This window comes from Chitinophaga sp. CC14 (genome assembly GCF_048957795.1).
Classification (GTDB): Bacteria; Bacteroidota; Bacteroidia; order Chitinophagales; family Chitinophagaceae; genus Chitinophaga; species Chitinophaga ginsengisegetis.
Window position 1 is genome coordinate 1206940 of record NZ_JARBFY010000005.1, and the last position, 15950, is coordinate 1222889.

16 protein-coding genes are annotated in these 15950 nt (G+C 47.3%); 4 read left to right on the forward strand and 12 right to left on the reverse strand.

Annotation, left to right across the window (positions count from 1 at the left end):
- Nucleotides 1-13 precede the first annotated feature (13 nt).
- The 3 genes from PV783_RS24425 to PV783_RS24435 are packed head-to-tail and all read right to left on the reverse strand — an operon-like array spanning nucleotide 14 to nucleotide 1556.
- Entirely contained in the window at nucleotides 14-406 is a 393-nt protein-coding gene (locus PV783_RS24425) for a DUF423 domain-containing protein (protein WP_079473310.1), read from the reverse strand.
- Between the two features lies 1 nt (nucleotide 407).
- Complete coding sequence (locus PV783_RS24430; protein WP_079473309.1) at nucleotides 408-902, reverse strand: shikimate kinase; 495 nt, start codon at nucleotides 900-902, stop codon at nucleotides 408-410.
- Nucleotides 903-935: 33 nt separating this feature from the next.
- Nucleotides 936-1556 (reverse strand): 4'-phosphopantetheinyl transferase family protein, encoded by a 621-nt coding sequence (locus tag PV783_RS24435; RefSeq protein ID WP_079473308.1) that lies wholly within the window; start codon nucleotides 1554-1556, stop codon nucleotides 936-938.
- A gap of 124 nt (nucleotides 1557-1680) precedes the next feature.
- Between PV783_RS24435 and dcd the strand changes: the two genes are divergently transcribed.
- The gene (gene dcd, locus PV783_RS24440) at nucleotides 1681-2217 is read left to right on the forward strand and encodes a dCTP deaminase (protein WP_079473307.1); all 537 of its coding nucleotides are present in this window, start codon (nucleotides 1681-1683) and stop codon (nucleotides 2215-2217) included.
- A gap of 28 nt (nucleotides 2218-2245) precedes the next feature.
- Here the strand turns inward: dcd and PV783_RS24445 are convergent, their stop codons facing one another.
- Together PV783_RS24445 and PV783_RS24450 are read right to left on the reverse strand one after the other, a co-directional pair.
- Entirely contained in the window at nucleotides 2246-3370 is a 1125-nt protein-coding gene (locus tag PV783_RS24445; RefSeq protein WP_420989919.1) for an AAA family ATPase, read from the reverse strand.
- Nucleotides 3339-4049: an RNA ligase family protein gene (locus tag PV783_RS24450; RefSeq protein ID WP_420989920.1), complete on the reverse strand. Its 711-nt coding sequence runs from the start codon at nucleotides 4047-4049 to the stop codon at nucleotides 3339-3341. Before PV783_RS24450 ends, PV783_RS24445 begins: the two co-directional genes overlap by 32 nt.
- Before the next feature lie 198 nt (nucleotides 4050-4247).
- Between PV783_RS24450 and PV783_RS24455 the strand changes: the two genes are divergently transcribed.
- Complete coding sequence (locus PV783_RS24455; RefSeq protein ID WP_420989921.1) at nucleotides 4248-6002, forward strand: DUF885 domain-containing protein; 1755 nt, start codon at nucleotides 4248-4250, stop codon at nucleotides 6000-6002.
- Nucleotides 6003-6207: 205 nt separating this feature from the next.
- On the opposite strand, the gene PV783_RS24460 is transcribed toward PV783_RS24455, so the two are convergent.
- Together PV783_RS24460 and PV783_RS24465 are read right to left on the reverse strand one after the other, a co-directional pair.
- Complete coding sequence (locus PV783_RS24460; protein ID WP_420989922.1) at nucleotides 6208-7428, reverse strand: DUF4272 domain-containing protein; 1221 nt, start codon at nucleotides 7426-7428, stop codon at nucleotides 6208-6210.
- A gap of 80 nt (nucleotides 7429-7508) precedes the next feature.
- The gene (locus PV783_RS24465) at nucleotides 7509-8363 is read right to left on the reverse strand and encodes a 3-keto-disaccharide hydrolase (RefSeq protein WP_420989923.1); all 855 of its coding nucleotides are present in this window, start codon (nucleotides 8361-8363) and stop codon (nucleotides 7509-7511) included.
- Between the two features lie 271 nt (nucleotides 8364-8634).
- Here PV783_RS24465 and PV783_RS24470 point away from each other — a divergent pair, with 271 nt between their 5' ends.
- Nucleotides 8635-9366, forward strand: a complete 732-nt coding sequence (locus PV783_RS24470) for an SRPBCC family protein (protein ID WP_079473301.1) — start codon at nucleotides 8635-8637, stop codon at nucleotides 9364-9366.
- 74 nt (nucleotides 9367-9440) lie between these two features.
- Here PV783_RS24470 and PV783_RS24475 read toward each other — a convergent pair whose 3' ends face one another.
- From PV783_RS24475 to PV783_RS24490, 4 genes are all read right to left on the reverse strand, one after another.
- The gene (locus PV783_RS24475) at nucleotides 9441-9743 is read right to left on the reverse strand and encodes a YtxH domain-containing protein (RefSeq protein ID WP_111579005.1); all 303 of its coding nucleotides are present in this window, start codon (nucleotides 9741-9743) and stop codon (nucleotides 9441-9443) included.
- Nucleotides 9744-10368: 625 nt separating this feature from the next.
- The gene (locus PV783_RS24480) at nucleotides 10369-11622 is read right to left on the reverse strand and encodes a TlpA disulfide reductase family protein (RefSeq protein WP_111579004.1); all 1254 of its coding nucleotides are present in this window, start codon (nucleotides 11620-11622) and stop codon (nucleotides 10369-10371) included.
- Between the two features lie 4 nt (nucleotides 11623-11626).
- Complete coding sequence (locus PV783_RS24485; protein ID WP_079473298.1) at nucleotides 11627-12316, reverse strand: YggS family pyridoxal phosphate-dependent enzyme; 690 nt, start codon at nucleotides 12314-12316, stop codon at nucleotides 11627-11629.
- A 211-nt stretch (nucleotides 12317-12527) separates the two neighbouring features.
- Nucleotides 12528-13667: an acyl-CoA dehydrogenase gene (locus PV783_RS24490; RefSeq protein WP_079473297.1), complete on the reverse strand. Its 1140-nt coding sequence runs from the start codon at nucleotides 13665-13667 to the stop codon at nucleotides 12528-12530.
- A 240-nt stretch (nucleotides 13668-13907) separates the two neighbouring features.
- Between PV783_RS24490 and PV783_RS24495 the strand changes: the two genes are divergently transcribed.
- On the forward strand, nucleotides 13908-14855 hold the full coding sequence (locus PV783_RS24495; RefSeq protein WP_079473296.1) for an arginase: 948 nt from the start codon (nucleotides 13908-13910) through the stop codon (nucleotides 14853-14855).
- Between the two features lie 6 nt (nucleotides 14856-14861).
- On the opposite strand, the gene PV783_RS24500 is transcribed toward PV783_RS24495, so the two are convergent.
- Entirely contained in the window at nucleotides 14862-15944 is a 1083-nt protein-coding gene (locus PV783_RS24500; RefSeq protein ID WP_420989924.1) for a DUF3810 domain-containing protein, read from the reverse strand.
- Nucleotides 15945-15950 lie beyond the last annotated feature (6 nt).

The window sequence follows — 15950 nt, forward strand, 5'->3', positions numbered from 1 at the left end:
ATACGAGAATGCTTTATGCTTTTAATTTTAAAATCCCTGCCAGCAGGCAGATCCAGCCGGCAATAAAAAATACCCCTCCAATAGGCGTAATGATGCCAATGCCTTTCAAACCTACGCTGCCGGTGGTTTTGAGCATCGTGAGCAAATACAGCGAACCGGAAAACAGGATGATCCCGATAATGAAGCACCTGCCTGCCCAGATTAACTGGTTGCCGGGCACATGAGCAAATAAGATGCCGGTAGCGATTAATGCGAATACGTGATAGAACTGATAAGTAACGCCTGTCTGAAAAGTAGATACGGTTTCAGGGGGCACCAGCTCTTTCAGTTTATGCGCACCGAATGCGCCTAAAATTACTGCCAATGCGCCTAATACCGCCGCCCAAACTAAAAAACTCTTATGCATATTAGAAATTTTGCGTAAAGGTATCCAATGAAATATTATCAGATGTAATTATGTGCTTGGATTGCTGGTAAAAAGGGAGGCGTTCTGCCATTTTCTTCTCCACAAATCCGATCAGGTCTTCATCTTCCAGACCGGCAATCAGCGGCCGTTTGGATTTCTTGCGTTGCAGGCGTTCCACCATTGCTTCCACGGAAGGATTAATCCAGATGGTGGTGCCATGATCGTTCATAAAATCCATGTTCTCCTGGAAACAGGGCGTTCCGCCGCCGCAGGAGATAAGGAAGTTTTCCTGTTGGGATAATTCCCGGAGCAACTGACTTTCCTTTTCACGGAAATAATCTTCGCCCTTGCTGGAAAAGATATCAGCAATGGCCATCTCCTCTGCTTCCACAATCACTTCATCCAGATCATAGTAAGGCAGTTGCCAGTGATCCGCCAGTTGTTTACCCCAATAGGATTTTCCGGCACCCATAAAACCGAGTAAATAAATCTTCATAAATAACGCGACAGTGCTTAATAAATTCTTTCCTCACGCAGGATGAGTCCATGCCAGGCATAGGTCATTTTCCATAATATATTGCAAATATAACCGGGTATTTGTATCCTGTTTGTTAAAATCAGCAGTAATGAAACCGGCCTGTTGAAAAACAAAGGGATGCAATTTCATATTCTCCTTAAAATCAACACTTCCCCGGCCATACCATTTAAACATGGCTTCTTTGGCGCTCCAGCAGATTGTTTTATGCGACAGTTCATGTTTTGGATCGATAAACGACCGTTCTGAAGGCGACAGGAACTTATGGGACACCAGTTCTACTTTAGGTTTTACTTCTTCAATGTCTATGCCCACCGCTGCCTTGGTGCTTACGATAGCGGCTGCATAATCGCCACAATGTGAAATGGAAAAATGATAGCTATCACATGCCAGCACCGGTTTACGGGTATGGGTAACCGTAATTTCCTGAATGGGGAATTCCGGGAAAAGCGTTACCAGCAGGTACCTGCCCGCAAAATGCTGTAAGCGTTTATGCGGATGGTGAATAGCCCGGCTGATGCTTACCTTCTCCTGGAAAAAGTTCTCCGTTTCTGTTATCTTCCATACACCCAGCTTCGTTTCCGGATCAATTTGTATCGTTCGTATTAATGGCATATCTTGCCAAATTAAAGCAAAAAAGCAGAAAAAACAGCTTTTGGCAGCAGGTCTTTCACTAAATGCCAACAGCTGAAAACTAAAAGCTAACAATACAGCTCACTAAAACTAAACGAACCTAAGCATGATTCTGTCAGACAAACGGATATTGGAGGAAATTGAAAAAGGCACTATCGTTATTGCTCCCTATGACCGGAAATACCTGGGTACCAATTCTTATGACGTGCACCTGGGTAAATACCTGGCCACCTACAAAGACCGTGTACTGGATGCGCGCAAACACAATGAAATTGATCATTTTGAAATTCCGGAGGAAGGGTTTGTGTTACAACCCGGCACCCTTTACCTCGGCGTAACAGAAGAGTATACCGAAACGCATGCACATGTGCCATTCCTGGAAGGCAAGTCCAGCACGGGCCGCCTCGGGATCGACATCCACGCTACCGCCGGTAAAGGCGATGTTGGATTCTGCAACACCTGGACCCTGGAAATTTCCTGTGCACAACCTGTACGCATATACGCAGGCATGCCCATTGGTCAGCTGATCTACTTTGTGGTAGAAGGCGAAGTAGAAACACTCTATAACAAAAAAGGAAATGCCAAATATAATGGTCGCACCATTAAACCGGTGGAGAGCATGATGTGGCGGAATGAATTCTAAATAAGAAGCAGTCAGCAGTAGCCAATGGCTAACTGCTGACTGCTATTTTCAACTCATGCGCTTCTGCACTGGTAGGCACTTCCAGTTTCCTGATCAACCGTTCCATTGCTGCCGCCGGCACCACTTCTTCCCGCTGCCGGTTTTGCTGTAACAGCTTCGCTGCCGGCACTTCCACATACACAATTGTTACCGCTGCTTCATACGTTGTAAAAAGACTGATCAACTGTTCCCTCATTTGCCGGGTGATGTTGGTGGCATTCCATACAAAGGATTTTTTTTCCCGGAGATAGATCCTGGCTTGTTCCTTCGCGGCCTGGATCACCACGCCATTGCCACTTTTATCAGTAGGGCTTATTTTCATGGTTTGCCGGATATGATCCAGGGAGATGACCGGTAGTTGTTTATAGTGCCGCTGGATGTACGTGTCTTTCCCGGCGCCCGGTAGTCCGCTCATCAGTATGACCGGTGTTTGCGGCGTTTCAAACGGCACATAGTCCGGCGAGCTGCCGGTTTTGAACAGGTATTCCATGCGCGCCTGCGGTGTGGCAAACGGGCGTGGTTGTCCCCAGCAATTATTTTCCCTGCACAGTTCTTCAAAGCAATCCAGCCGGTAGAGCAGGTCTGCCTGATCGGTACAGATACGGCCGAGCGCATCGGCACGGGCCAGCAACGCCAGCAGCCGGGTGTTTACTTCCAGGCTGGCGGTGATCAGTGCTTTCTGCGGATCGGGCTTTTCAAAGATCCACAGCGGCAGGCCATGGTACCTCACCAGTTTGGCGATCTGTTCGCGGACGATGAAGGGCGTAGGTACTTCCCTGTAAAGGATTTGCCGGGCACGCGCTTCCCCTTTGCGGGCATGGCCTGCGGACGTGATACGTCCATCCGGTTCAATAACCGTAGTGCTGTACTTTTCCACGTCGTGCAGCAGTGCGGCCGCCCACAACAGTTCCTGATCGGCCGGTGGCAACTCCCTGTAAGCAGGTAGTTGCTGCAAGGCCGCCAGCACCATCTGCGTATGTACGGCCACGTTACCTTCTGCATGGTGCCGCGCGTCCTGCGGAACTTCCCGCATTACGCGCACCCATTCAAATGTATGTTCCAGGTGGGACCAGTCTTTATTTTCACTGAGCTGCCACATAGTTACCTCCTTCATTATTTAACCTTGCACGGCGCCAATGGCGGGTCCAGTGCTGGTCTGTTTTCACATGTCCTTTGCGGACATACTTAAACACGTTTTCTGCAAAATCGCTCACCGCATAGCCGTTGGCGTTGCGGGATACAATGCCTTCCATTGTTGCCGGCTGACCGGTATGCACATCGTGCGGATCAAAGGCGCCGGGACCGCTGACCAGCCCCAGTATATCACGCTCAAACTCCAGGCGTGTAGCCGGCGGCGTTATACGCTTTACTTCCGGTACCACCGGCAGGTCCAGCATCGCTGCATAGAATTGGGTTTCCTCCCAACTAAGCCACCGCTGGCCTTCCCGGATACCGAATATATAAAAGTGATGATCCAGGTTACGGTACTCAATAGAGTGTACCGCGTAGAGATTTTCGAGGAAGATCTCCAGGTCGCCCAGGTCATTCTTTATGCTTTGCCAGTAACGGCGGATGCTTTCTGTCCACGGCGAGGTAGTGGGCGCTGCATGTGAGCGCGCAAACACCCCATACCGGGATAAGCAGTTATTTTCTCCGTCCAGCTTTTCCGTGTGGATCAACACCGGGATCTGCTGCAGCGAATGCCAGTATTCGTATTGAATACGATCGTCGCTCGTAGTGCCGGGTGAAAACGGGTAATGCCAGGTACGGCCATATTTCTGGGAAATTGCCATGTCATCAGGGTTTAAATTAAACAATAGTTTCACAGGCCGGTTCCGGGATGGAACGGCGAAAGGAATAAATTAATATGCCTGTGACATTACATGGCGCAAGTGTTTGCAGTTTTTAATTAAGTACGCCGCAAAAGTAAAGAAAATAATTAAATAGTATATTACACAGGCTTTTGAAAACAACAACAATCATCTTCTGCAATGAAAAAACTCCTTCTTTGCGCAACCGCCGTAGCTGCCCTGGCAGCCTGTAACAACGGCAACAGCAGCAACCAAACTAACGGTACCGATAGTACGCTGAATCATGCTTTCAGCGCATACCAGGCACGTTTTATTGACGCCCTCTGGAAAGAAAACCCTGACTGGGCCACCGGTGTAGGCTATCATAAATATGACTCGGTGCTGGTAGTACCGGATAGCACCGCAGCCGCAGCGCGACTCGCATTTGCGCAGCAACAACTGGATTCACTCAAATCCTATGATCTTACTGCGTTGAATGACGCCAATAAAATTGATTACCAGCTGATACAGAACTACCTGGAATCAGTGCAATGGGGTATTAAGGAGCAGAAGAGCAACGAATGGGATCCATCTTCCTATAACGTTAGTAACACGTTTGCCTTTATCTTAAATGAAAACTACGCACCGCTGGAAACCAGGCTGCGCAGCTTTGGCAGCAGGTTGCAGAATATCCCGGCTTATTACGAAGCCGCAAAAAAGCAGATCAAAGATCCTGTGCCGGAACTTACTTCGCTGGCCATAGATCAGAACAACGGCGGCTTATCGGTATTTGAAAAAGACTTTGCAGATTCCCTGAAGAAAACCGGTATCCCTGCAGCAGAACAGGCCACCATGCTGGCCAGCGCCAACACCGCCGCCAAAGCGATCCGCGATTACGCCGCATGGCTGAAGGCATTGAAGCCCGAGCATCCACGCAGTTTCCGTTTAGGCAAAGCGTTGTACGATCAGAAGTTTAAATTTGATATCCAGTCATCTTTTACCGCTGCACAGATCTATGATTCCGCGATAGCGCGTAAAGCATTTGTACATGGTGAAATGACAAAGATCAGCCGCCAATTGTGGCCGAAATATTTTGGCAATACACCCATGCCATCTGATTCGCTGGAGCTGATAGGTCGCATGATCGATACGCTTTCCGTGAAGCATGTGAAGCCGGAGGAGTTCCAGTCGGCCATAGAAAAGCAGCTGCCTTCACTGATTTCGTTTATCAAGGAAAAGGACCTGTTGTATATTGATCCGTCCAAACCGTTGGTGGTGCGTAAAGAACCGGCTTATATGGCAGGTGTGGCAGGTGCTTCCATCAGTGCGCCCGGTCCCTATGATAAAGGCGGCAACACCTATTACAACGTGGGCAGCCTGGAAGGATGGCCAAAGGATAAAGCAGAAAGTTATTTGCGTGAATACAATCAGTATATCCTCCAGATCCTGGATATTCACGAAGCTATTCCGGGCCACTACACCCAGCTGGTATATGCCAATCAATCACCCAGCCTGATTAAATCGCTCATGAGTAATGGCGCTATGATTGAAGGATGGGCCGTATATACGGAGCAGATGATGCTGGAAAACGGTTATGGCAACAACGAGCCGGAAATGTGGCTGATGTGGTACAAGTGGAACCTGCGTACAGTATGTAATACCATCCTGGATTACAGTGTACATGTGAAAGATATGAGTAAGGAAGATGCCATTCATTTGCTGACCAAAGAAGCGTTCCAGCAAGCGGCGGAAGCGGAAGGAAAATGGAAGCGGGTGAGCGTATCCAGCGTGCAGCTGACCAGCTATTTCACTGGTTACAAAGAGATCATTGATCTGAGGGAGGCTTACAAACAGCAGCAGGGCAAGGATTACAGCCTGAAAGTATTTAATGAAAAGTTCCTGAGTTACGGCAGTGCGCCGGTGAAATATATTCGCCAGCTGATGCTGGCTCATTAAGCGAATTTTGTCTTTCTCAGGATTAAACTGATTATACTGATTTAGGGATTTGATCACTTTGGATTTTAAATGATTTTGGGAGATATCAGCGAAAATATTTTCGCTGATATCTCCCAAAATCATTTAAAATCATTATAAAATCAAAAAAGTAAAATCAAGCAAATCAGTATAATCAGTTTAATCCTGAGAAAGACAAAATTCGCGTTTAGGTATCGCAGGTAACATCATCCCAGTATTGGTTCCTGTAGTTGGTGAGCCAGTTGAGGGCATAATGTCTTTCATATACAATTCCGGGATGCAGCGGTTCCTTTTCTCCTTTTATGCGTGCGTCTACACAGGCCCAGTTGGCGCGGTAGTAGAGGTCGTTGGCATCGAGTATTTCTGTAGCGCTGCGCAATTCGGTGGCGCCGGCGAGGAATGCGGCGGGATCAGAAGCGGGGCCCCGGAAGGGGAAAGCTTCTTCCGGCACCATGTCGAGGTTACAGAGGGCGTCCATTTCCCCGAGGGAGGGTACTTTTTTTAATGCCCACAGCAATACCCATATGTCTTCACACTTCCAGGTTTCCCGTGTTTTTGCGTCTTCCTGCGGATCTTCCAGGAAAGCTCTTTCGGCGGGTGTGGTTTTATCCCAGAGCTGATGTTGTTGCAGGTAGCTGATTACTGCGGGGCTTTCGAGGTATCCGAAGGCCACGGTGTTTACAGCGGCGAGTACGGCTACCCTTTCGGCCGTTTCTGCTGCAGTGCGCAGCACTACTTCGTTTTCATCCCTGATAACAGGAAGGTTGGCGGTTGTTTTCACCTGCATTTCCTGCAGGAGCTGTATGTTCCGTTGTTTTCTTTCTGTTGCTGCGGAGGAAGGCGCGTCCTGGCTATCGAAATACCGTGCGTTGATATTTACTGTGAGATTGGTAGCGGTAGAATGGCCGTTTACATCGAGTAGCAGCGCACCGGTTTTATCCCAGAAGCCTTGTACTTCGGTGTTGAAGATGAAGTTATTTTCGCAGAAGAAGATACCATCCAGTTCGTCGGCCAGGTCCATGATGGCGGCACGAAGGTCGCCGTTGAATGAAGGGTTGGCGAGGATAACGATTTCGGTATTGAGTGTGGCCACTTTTGCGAGTAATAGTTCCTTCAGGGCGGGATTGTCTGCCGGCAGTTGTTGTACAAAGCCGTACATGCCGAGCAGGTTGGTGGTTACCGGGTCATCGCTGCGTACCAGCTGGTAGCCGGGTGTGGCGCGCTGGCGGTAGTTGATGGTGAGGGTATGGCCTTTTCGCAGCAGTTTTTTTCCTGATGTGATGGTCAGTTGTTCCCAACGGTTTGCCGGTCCGTTTACTTTTACTGCCTGTTCTCCAAAATGCGCCCTCATACGGGTCAGCACTTTCTCCATTTCCACTTCGTGCGTATAGAGCGTACAATTTTCCATGCTATTTCTTTCGAGGGGGCAAAGGTAGCCTAAAGCGGTTAAAGATGGTACCGGATTTTCCACCCCGCCCCGTCATCATGCTATTTTGCTTTTTTCGCTCCCGGCCGGTTCTGCAGCAGGTGGAGGATTTTATTCAGCTTAACCGGGTCGTTGATGTAGGGAGACAGGTCGAACAGTTCTACTTTCCGGAAGGCCACCGGGTGGCTTTCGCTTTGCAGGGAAATGGAACCTTCAGATAACAGTTTACCTTCCTGCAGCAGTCCGGGTTTAGGGTGCGACACGCTGCCTCCGCCCATCTGCGGCTTATTGTATACAATAACGGTATCTCCTTCTACAATGTGTTTGATTACGGAGTCACGCAGTACGAGGGCTTCCGCACGTACCCATACGTCACCATGATAGGTTTTGGAGGTGGAACTGATGCAATGGTCTTTAATGAGTTTTCCATTCATCACCACGTTGGTGCCGGGTGTACAGAGGTTCGCCGTAGAGCGGGGATCTTTACCATTGCCGCCCAGCAGCTGTTCTTCCAGCGAAATGGGGAAGTCCTGGTCTTTGGTCATACTGGCAGCGGTTTGTCCGTGCAGCATGATACCGCTGTTACGGAAGGCCCAACCCGGGCCGCCTTTCACCTGGTCGCCGGTAAATTTATATTCCACTACCACCAGGTAAGCGGAAAAATTCTTTTTATAGAAGATGTGTCCATATTGTTCCCTGAATTCATCATAGTTTTCGTAGCTCACTTTCAGCATGCCGCTGTCTACCCGGAAGGTATTTCCAAAATTATCATTCAGGTCATGCCCGGTTATTTTAATGTCCCAGTCTTTCAGATCCTTGCCATTAAAGAGTTTCAGCCATTTGTTGGGGGCTATTTCCTTCTGTGCCGAGCTTTGGAGGCCGGCCAGCAGTAATAACGCGGTCAGTACTTTTTTCATGTAGTCTTTTATTTACCGGGTTAAGATAACCCATCGCGGAGAGAAATGCAAGATATGGTTGGCATATAATTGGTGAATACTATAGCTTCCTACCGGTAAAGTATATATGTTTCCCCTTGTGAGCGGTAGTGTGTAAGAAATTACGCACCGTATCTGATGTGCCACAGGAACATGGTGGGCGTCATCATATCTATCTTATTAAATATCAACAACTTAACTCATTCCCAACAAAAGTGCAGGGTTTTAGCTGTAGGTTCCCCAAACTGTATATATGAGTTCCTTAACACAACAACTTAATCTTCAAGATCCACAACAACCAAAAGCAGGGTCCTTATATGATAGCTCTAATATCATCAATGTTACACCCGAAGGCAGAATTGTTTCCATTTTTACCGGTGCCTGGCTGCTCGGCAGTGCCATCAGCAAAGTAGATAAATCGCCTGTATCAAGCCTTTTTAAACTCCTGGGAGCTGGTTACCTGTTATACAGAGGTATCAGTGGCAACGACCTGGTGAATGGATTTTTGGGCAGGCGGAAACCGGACAAACATACTGCGTCTGTAAATATCAGGACTACTATCTCTATTGACAATCCGAAAGAGGAGGTATATTATTTCTGGCGTCAGTTGAATAACCTGCCGGTGTTTATGAAGCATTTGCAGTCGGTGGAAGAAACGGATCCTTTCCATTCGCATTGGGTGGTAAAGGGGCCTGGCGGCATTGGTACATTGGAATGGGATGCTGAAATTGTAAAGGAGGTTCCGGGAGAATTGATTGGCTGGAGATCATTACCGGGGTCCTCTATTGCTACCGCGGGCAGGGTTACTTTCCGGGAAACCTTTAACGGCGGAACAGAAATTGATGTGATGATCACTTACCGGCCACCGGCCGGATATGTAGGCTCAGGGCTGGCCTGGCTGTTAAATCCAGCATTTGAAAATATGCTGGTAAAAGATATCAAACGTTTCAAAAATTATATGGAAACCGGCGAAATCCTGAAGTAAGATTTACACAATAAAAAAGCGGAGATAATGAACCATCTGTTTGTTATCTCCGCTTTTTTTTATGTAAACTATCATTATGACAATGCTTCTCTTCTGAACCTGTTGTAAACGCCCTGACTTTTATTAATCAGCTTCAGCACTCTTTGGCGAACATCATCCTGCAGGCCGGTTATTTCATGTTCGAATACTTCTTTCAGATCAGACAGGTCTTCTCCTCCTTTTCCTACCAGGCCATTGATTTTATGACGCCAATCATCTGCTGTTGTTTTAATTTTTTTGCGGGTTTTATCACCGCTATCAGGGGCTGTTAATAATCCAATTACTAAACCGGTAGTAAGGCCGGCTATAGCACCTGCGAGAAATTTCGTTGTAGACATAATTTCTGGATTTTTATGGTTTAACAAATGATTTGTGTGCATGGTTCATTCACACTGTAACCAGAAATTTTCAAATATCAGGCCAGTAAAAGTGTGTGGAGAAGATCCGATCTTAAAGAAATGTTATTGTATAGGAAAAGGGAAGAAAAACCACCTGCTAAGAGAGAGTAAATGTACCAGTATCAATATCGTGAAAATTCGAAGGGAACGCTATCCAGGACAACATCAGAATTGACATTGTCCCGGCAGGTGGATAAGATAAGCGTATTAGATAATGGAATTTATAAAAGTCAAACGGAGCAGTAAAATAATCAGATTCTGGTATTTTTCAAACCTTTTTGAAAGAAATGAAATAATAAATTTTATTAAAAAGTAAATCCTCCCCGGAAAGCAAATACCAGAGAGGATTTATGTGTTTCGGCACAATATTATACAATAGTCTTATATATTGGTTATAATACCTTTTTAGCCCGAATATCTGAAAAGCACCAGTTATGAAAACGGATTGTTAACAGGAAGATAACCGATCCGATGCCTCATGCATGCTTTAACTACGCTTCATCCATGCTTCATCCATGCCTTTGACGTGGACTTGATGTGGACCTGAGGTGGACTTGATCTGTATCTACTCAGCTTCCAACATACTGGAAACCAGTCGGTTAAAGTCAGCCTGGAACTGTTCGTAGTGTTCTCCTGTACCGGGGCCGGAAAAGCCGGTATGCACTTCCTGTACGTTCCCTTTTTTATCGATAAAGATAGTGGTGGGGAAACCTTTGATGCCGGTGAGCTGCGGGAGGGTCTTCTCTCCTTTTGCAGGATCGGCGGGCGTTACGCCGGTAATCAGTACCGGGTAGCTTACATTAAAGCGTTTCAGGAAGCCTTCGAGGGCATGTTTCGATTTTTCGAAGTCGGTGGTGCGTTCATAAGCCAGCCCGATTACTTCCACGCCACGGTCTTTATTCTTCTCATACCATTTGCTGAGGAAGCCGGTTTCGTCCATACAGTTAGGGCACCAGGAGCCCATGAGGGTAATGATTGTCACTTTGTTTTTGAAGCGGTCGTCTTTGATGTTCACCTTGTTGCCGTTGAGATCAGGGAAGGTGAAATCAAGTTGTTGCTGACCGGGTTTCATGGTGACGATGGTTCTTTCGTCGGCGAGTTTGGCGGTATCATTTTTCACGGCCGACCAGTATTCGAGCCCGTCGCCGATGCCGGCAAAGAAGCGGCCGTCTGTGATGCTGTCTTTCCCAACACGGGCCGTAAACAGGTACGCGTGGGAGCCATCAAAGGTGGAGAGGCGCAGGGTATCGCCATCAACCACGCCATCCAGGAAGCGATAATCGCCGGTGGTGGTGAGGAAGGTGCCGTGTACAATGTTACCGGATTGTTTAAACTCCCCGATGGCGGTAGAAGGGGCTTTGTCCTTATCTTTTGAAGATACGAACTGTGTTACCCAACGGCCGGACACGTTGGCGGCAGCGGGTGTGTTTACGGCGAAGCGTTCTGCCTTGCCTGCTACAGCAGAGAAAGGAATACTTACGTCTTTATCCGCCAGGTGCCTGATCCAGAGGCCCTCTGCGGCGCTGTCGGAGGTAAGCTTCGCTTTGAATTCCGAGTCGAAGAAGGGCATTTTAATCAGCAGGGAATCACCGGTTACGGTGACTTCATCTACCAGTAATTTATCTGCTGCGTTCAGTACATACAGTACTTTTTTACCGGCGGTATCTTTTACTTCAAAGTTGAAAACGATATCTGCCCCATCGGTACGGTGCAGTTTTGCCTGCCACACACCATTGGCAGGGGTTTTAGCGGATTGACCGGTATTGCAGGCGGTAAAAGCCAGGCCGATACCTGCCAGGAGGATGCTTAGTTTTTTCATAAGACTACATTTGTGAATAGTTCCTTTCGCCAAAGAGCAGGCTACCTATACGCACCAGGGTACTCCCTTCCTGCAGGGCGAGGTGATAGTCGGCGCTCATGCCAATGGACAGTTCTTTAAAGTACGCTTCGTTGTTAAAGTAAGTTGTTTTAACGGATCCAAACAATTTGTGGAGCTGGTGGAACTCTTCACGGATCTGTGTTTCGTTGGAAGTGTTGGTAGCCATGCCCATCATGCCGGCAATGCGTACCTGTGAAAAAGCGGATGGACCGGCGTGGTATGTTTGCAGCAGTTGCTGTAACTCCTGCGCATCCATACCAAACTTTGTTTCTTCTGCTGCAATGTGTACCTGTAACAGGCAATGAATAACACGCTGGTGTTTAGCGGCCTGTTTATTGATTTCCTGCAGCAATTTAAGACTATCCACTGCATGAATAGTATGAACAAATGGCGCAATGAATTTTACCTTATTGGATTGCAGGTGCCCAATAAAATGCCATTCTATGTCTGCCGGTAAAAGTGCCTGTTTCTCTGTTAGTTCCTGTACGTAGTTTTCGCCGAAGATCCTTTGCCCTGCTGCATAGAACGCAGCGATATCTTCCACTGGTTTCGTTTTGGAAACGGCTACCAGCCGGGCGTGATATGGATGGAGCCGGTCGAGCACTTCGTGGTATGCTTCTAAATTAATTGCCATCGGGCAAAGATAAGCGGATTTTGTCTTTTTCAGGATTAGGCTGATTATACTGATTTCATTGATTTTACTTTTTGATTTTATAAGGATTTTAAATGATTAAGGGAGATATAAGCGAAAATCGCTTATATCTCCCTTAATCATTTAAAATCAAAAGTGATCAAATCCCTGAATCAGCATAATCAGCCTAATCCTGAAAAAGACAAAATCCGCGTTACGAGAGGATGCTCCTGCTGATAACGATGCGTTGTACCTCTGAGGTACCTTCATAGATCTGGGTGATCTTGGCATCGCGCATGAGGCGTTCTACGTGGTATTCTTTTACATAGCCGTAGCCGCCGTGTACCTGCACTGCCTCGGTGGTTACCCACATAGCGGTTTCGGAGGCAAATACTTTGGCCATAGAGCTGCTGAGGGTATAGTCCTGGTGCTGATCTTTATCCCATGCGGCTTTGAGGCATAACAGGCGGGCTCCTTCTATGCGGGTGGCCATATCTGCCAGTTTAAACTGGATGGCCTGGTGCTGGGCTATTTCTTTACCGAATGCTTTTCTTTCTTTAGAATACTTCAGGGCCAGTTCATACGCGCCACTGGCGATGCCGAGTGCCTGGGAGGCGATGCCGATACGGCCGCCGGCGAGGGTTTTCATGGCAAATTTAAACCCGAAGCCGTCCTCTCCTATCCTGTTTTCCTTTGGCACTTTTACATCCTGGAACATCACGCTGTGGGTATCGCTGCCGCGGATGCCGAGTTTGTTTTCTTTGGCGCCGATGGTGATACCGGGCATTTCTTTTTCCACGATGAGGGCGTTGATGCCTTTACTTCCTTTTTCAGGGTGGGTTTGCGCCATTACCAGGTATACGCTGGCGGAGTTACCGTTGGTGATCCAGTTTTTGGTACCATTGAGCAGGTAATGATCTCCTTTATCTTCTGCGATCGTACGCTGGGAAGTAGCATCAGAACCGGCTTCAGGCTCACTTAACATAAATGCGCCAATTATCTGCCCGGAAGCCAGGGGTACCAGGTATTTCTGTTTTTGTTCTTCTGTACCAAATGTTTCGAGCCCCCAGCAAACGAGGGAGTTATTAACACTCATGACCACAGAGGCGGAGGCATCAATTTTTGAGATTTCTTCCATTGCCAGCACATAAGAGATCGCGTCCAGTCCTGCTCCCCCATACTTCGGGCTCACCATCATACCCAGGAAGCCGAGTTCTCCCAGTTTTTTGATCTGTTCTGTGGGGAACTTCTGGTGTTCATCCCTTTCTATTACACCTGGCAGTAATTCAGTAACAGCAAAATCGCGTGCTGCCTTTTGTATCATCAGATGCTCTTCCGTCAATTGAAAGTCCATGATTTTAATTTTATAATATGGTAATAGACTCAAATTATTTATAAATCAGCAGCTAAAAAAATAGCCCGGTTAAAATTCAACGTTGTCAACCAGAACCGGGGAAATATTGAACAAATCGCTACAATAACGCTACTGTATTGGATTTGATTCATGTATTATATACAAGTTTTTCACCATCACACGTTCCGTTGCTTTGGGCGTTCACATAAAATCCTGTAGCTTGCCTTTAATGCTATTTTTATGAAGAATATTAAAATAATAGAAGTAAAATCAGAAATAGGAGCAGGTACGCGTGGCGCCAGTTTGGGTGTAGATGCTATTAAGATTGCCGCGCTGGACTTTATGAGCAACTTTTTTGTACACTTCCCCACCGAAGCAATTGAAACGGAAAATAAGCTGTTGTTTGAACCTATCGAATCGCCCTATGCCAAAAGGATCAAAGGTACTTTTAATATGTACGAGCGTATCAGCAAAAGTGTGTGCGAAACAGTGAAGGCCAACTGGTTCCCGGTGTTGCTTTCCGGTGACCACAGTACTGCCGGCGCAACGATTGCAGGTTTAAAGATGGCCCATCCCAAAGCCAAGCTGGGCGTGATCTGGATAGATGCACATGCTGATCTGCATACGCCTTATACCACCCCTTCCGGTAATATGCATGGTATGCCGCTGGCTACCGCCATTGCGGAAGACAATATGGACTGCAAGGTGCACGACCTGGATGAGAATACCGCTAAAATGTGGAATGCCCTGAAAAACATCGGTAAAATAGCGCCGAAGGTGCTTCCGGAAGATATTGTGTTTATTTCCCTGCGGGATTATGAGAAGGAAGAAGATTACCTGATCAAGCAATATGGTATGAAGGTGATCACCACCAGTGAAGTACGCAGGAAAGGGCCGGAGAACATTTCCCGTTCTGTGTTCCGTTACCTGAGTGATTGTGAGTACATCTATGTTTCTTTTGATGTGGACAGCCTGGACGCTTCTATTTCCAAAGGTACCGGCACACCGGTAAGTAATGGATTGAGAGAGCGGGAAGCTGAGGACCTGATTGCCAAGTTCATGCAACACCGTAAGATTTGTTGTTTTGAGATCACCGAAGTAAACCCTACGCTTGACCGTGAAAACCTGATGGCAGAAATTGCCTTTAATATTTTGCAGCGCAGCGTGAATGTGCTGATGATGAACTGATGCCTGTTATAGTTTGAAATAGGCGATGAGCCAGCCGGTTACTTCGCTGTAGCTGCGGATACCTTTATCCTGTTTATTGGCTTTGAGGTAGCGGTCGTACAGCAGGGAGGAATAGGCATCTACTTTTCCCGTATAAGGTTCATAAAAATCCATGATGGCTTTATAGTCGGCTTTTACACCGGGGAGCGCCCTTTTCCAGATGTTGCGGGCGAGGGTGGTATCGCGGCGGGCAAGCTGGCGAACGCTGTAAAGGAACATATCAAAATTGGCGGCATAACGGAAATGGCTATCCGGAATACTGGTAGCCGCCAGGTAACCTACAAAGTTGGCTTCTTCTTCCGGCGCATAACCTATCTGGTGCGCAATTTCATGACAGGAAACAAATGGCAGCAATACATCGGGAACGGTGGTATTTACCTGTGCTTCGTTGGTAAACGGGTTGAGGTAGCCGGTAACACCGGGGTAGTTAAGCCAGTGGCCGAACATAGCCGATTTTATACTGGGCGCTTTATAACGCAGGGCCGGCCAGGTTTTGGCAGCAGCATCGTAAGCAGCGATGGCCCTTTCAAAAACGGGTTTGCCGGTGGTATCCGTTTTCATGACGCCGGTGGTATCGCCCGTGTTGGCCTTTTCCAGGTTGACTAACTGCAGTAATGTATCCGATAAATGGTAAAGTTGCTGCGTGTTATAAGTGCCCGTAACGATACGGGTATCGCGGGTGAGGGAGTTGCGTTCGTAGTTAAAGCCCCATAATACGAGGAAGGCAAGATATACCCCCAGCAGGAATTGAACACCGCGAAGCAGTTGAAAACCCAGGGCTTCCCAGCGTGCGCGGATGAGTTTATAACATAGTTTTAACAAATAGAGTATTCCTCCGATAATCCAGGCAGTATATATTACATCGCCAATACTGAATGGAACTATACCTGTTACTTGTCTGAACGCCAAACTACTCCAATCGTACCACCTATGGAAGTAGAAATCGCCGAAGCGGTTACTCCAGGCGAATAATCCTTTTAACAACAGTATAGCCGTAAGTGTTAGTACAATACGGACGATTTTCTTTTTAATCCGGACTTTTGTCTCCATATAATG